Raw genomic sequence first — 2,751 nt, 5'->3', positions numbered from 1 at the left:
CCAAGAAATTAAGGGAACGTGGGGTATTTCAATGACCATCTTTTACTGGAAATTCAATCTGATAATGGTCAACATCAACAAGATGCGCGCAGGATAACGCATACCCCATGCAGCCGTCGTGCCTGTGGACAGTGTGGGCAAGTCAACCCCAAAGCATACTTCAAATTAGACTTGTCCAAAGCCTGTGGGAAAGCTCTTTTAAGACAGACCCCAAATAGCTTTTCCACAGGCTGGCACTGTCCACAGGCTCAGGATGATCAAAAACTCGGCATAACTGCCCCAACAGTACAGCTTTGGCGTAGTCTTGGGTTTCAACAGGCTTATCCATGACAAGGGCATATACCTATATAGCCCGGGTAATGTTTTTCATAAGAACGTGAAAGACATATAAACCACAACAACAATAGCCGGAAATAACGAGCGAGATAGAGTAAAAATGAAGGTTTATGACATCAGATGTCACAAGTTAACACGAAATGCTTCTCCAAGCAAACTTTTTTGATCATGAAGACAGTTACGGGAGAAGAAGCTACTAAAGGACAGTGATACCATTAGGAGGGATTCAAGATGGCTTTTATACGCTGGCGCGGCAGATGTGCTCAGTTATTGGCCACAGTGTACGTGGATGGCCGTTCTAAACAGATAACACTTACCAATTTGCCCAACTTTTATATCCCAGAAGCTACTATGAATTACGTAGCAGAGAAATTTCCCGATGTCTTAGTGGATTGGGTTACTGTAACCCGTTTGCTGGCTGAAGGCCCCCCGAACATTTTGAAGGAGAAGACACCGGCAGAACATTTGGATATGGCTGAAGTTGAACAGCATCTGCTGAAGTGGGCAGCTGAGGCCAAAGTGGCAAACCATGCCCAACATCTGTATGCCGCAGCAGGAGTATTGACCGAGTGGAGGGCAAGGTTCTATCAGGAAAATCAGTTAAGCGAAAAACCAAGTAAGTAAACAGGGCCATAGCGGCCAAATTCAGGTCGAATCTTTTAGGAGGTGGTGAGTAACTACAAACTTTCTTGTGAATTTTGTTGGTGACTATGGCAAAATGGAACCGTGAGGTTCGTTCTGGTTAGGCCTTCTGTTCCTTGAGGCTTCGATCTCTTAAAAAGTCTGACTACCAGCCCATAACTTGAACTTTTAACTCGAAGGTTGCACAGCTTATTGGGAGCCCATCCGATTAGGGTAGCAGGTCGGTTGGATTCATGGTCTCTTTAAGACGAGTGCTGATTCGGCGAGGTTGTTGATCGGTTATGGCGCCTGGTCCCAACGTTAATCTTACATAGCCTGGCTCAGAAAGTGAGGTGATTTTAATTGAGCTTATTTGTCGGTATTGATGTGAGTTCCAGTGATTTTAAAGTACGAATTCTCAATGATCATGGGGATGAGCCCTTAAAGCGTTTGCTGGCTTTGAATAACCAACCCGGATGCGAGCAGATTGCAAATTATCTCGTTAAAGCTTACGCTCAAGAGAAACCGGAACGGCTTGTTATTGGCCTGGAAGCCACCTCAGTGTATAGCTGGCCTTTACAGATGTTCTTAGCTGAGGAACCTCGTTTAGCACCTCTGCAGCCTCAAATTTATTCCTTTAACCCTAAGGTCGTCGCCAACTTCAAAAAGGCTTACGTGGATCTTCCGAAAAACGATTGGATTGATGCCTGGGTCATCGCTGAACGCTTACGGTTTGGCCGCCTTCCAGAGGGCTCTCAGGTTGATTTCCGTTACCTTCCCCTACAGCGTCTTACACGCTTTCGTTGTCACTTAATTGAGATGATCTCCAGGGAAAAGAACTATTTCCTGACGAACTTATTCCTAAAGTTTAGTACGCTTGCTCAGGGCGCCGTCTTCAGCGATACCTTCGGTGCAACATCTGAATCCTTGACCCTTGAATTCTTTTCTCCGGAAGAGGTTGCGGCTCGACCGCTTGATGAACTGATTGATTTCCTCATGGAGAAAGGGAAAAACCATTTCGTGAATCCAGAAGCCACAGCCCTTCAGTTAAAGGAAGCTGCCTGTAAAGCCCATCGCCTGCGGGGGAGTCTCTTGCAACCAATTAATCTCATCCTGGCCACCAGCATTGAGACTATCCACACTTTAGAGAAACAAGTGAAAAAAATTGATAAGGCGATTACAGCCGAGATCAGCCATTTCCCCAATACGCTCATCACAGTTCCCGGCTTTGGCCCGGTTCTTTCAGCCGGTATTATTGCTGAGATTGCAGATATTCGCCGTTTTCCCAATGAAGGAGCCTTAGCGAAGTTTACGGGATTGACCTGGCGTAGTCACCAATCGGGGGATTTTACAGCAGACGACACCCCTTTAACCCGAACCGGTAACTCTTACTTGCGAAGTTATTTCATTCAAGCAGCAAATTGCGTTCGAAGGAATGAACCCGAGTACAAATCCTTCTATGAGCGCAAATTCTCAGAAAGTAAAACTCATCATCATCGCCGTGCTCTTGTGCTCACCGCACGTAAACTCGTCCGGATGGTTGATGCTCTGCTACGCAGCAACCAAATCTATATGCCACAAGGCAACAGGGGGTGACGCCTATCTAAACGAGTCAAGAAACTGCACATCCATTCTTTCAACTTATTTCCATTTCTTTATTGAGATGGGGTAGTTCTTTGTTGCTTTTTTTAGCCTCCCTTCAATGCTCTAATGAAAAATTTATTTATTTAGGGTATTGACATATTACCGAAGGACTTATTAACCGCGCTAGGTTCACCGCCAGAATCCTTGTCC

The 2,751-nt window shown here is 45.5% G+C and carries 3 protein-coding genes; all 3 read left to right on the top strand.

Annotation, left to right across the window (positions count from 1 at the left end):
• The first annotated feature begins 18 nt into the window (after nt 1–18).
• Nucleotides 19–330, top strand: coding sequence for a hypothetical protein (locus AC6I5A_RS06690; RefSeq protein WP_034613369.1), 312 nt, complete (start codon nt 19–21; stop codon nt 328–330).
• A gap of 237 nt (nt 331–567) precedes the next feature.
• Nucleotides 568–960: a hypothetical protein gene (locus AC6I5A_RS06685; RefSeq protein ID WP_034613367.1), complete on the top strand. Its 393-nt coding sequence runs from the start codon at nt 568–570 to the stop codon at nt 958–960.
• Between the two features lie 360 nt (nt 961–1,320).
• Nucleotides 1,321–2,553: an IS110 family RNA-guided transposase gene (locus AC6I5A_RS06680; RefSeq protein WP_034613365.1), complete on the top strand. Its 1,233-nt coding sequence runs from the start codon at nt 1,321–1,323 to the stop codon at nt 2,551–2,553.
• The last annotated feature ends 198 nt before the right edge of the window (nt 2,554–2,751 follow it).

This window comes from Desulfosporosinus sp. Tol-M2 (assembly GCF_059735615.1).
This window is presented reverse-complemented; position numbering and strand designations above follow the sequence as displayed.

Bases quoted from the DNA above. Each gene is read 5' to 3' on its own strand.
- AC6I5A_RS06685 (WP_034613367.1), top strand. From the start codon at position 568: ATGGCTTTTATACGCTGGCGCGGCAGATGTGCTCAGTTATTGGCCACA.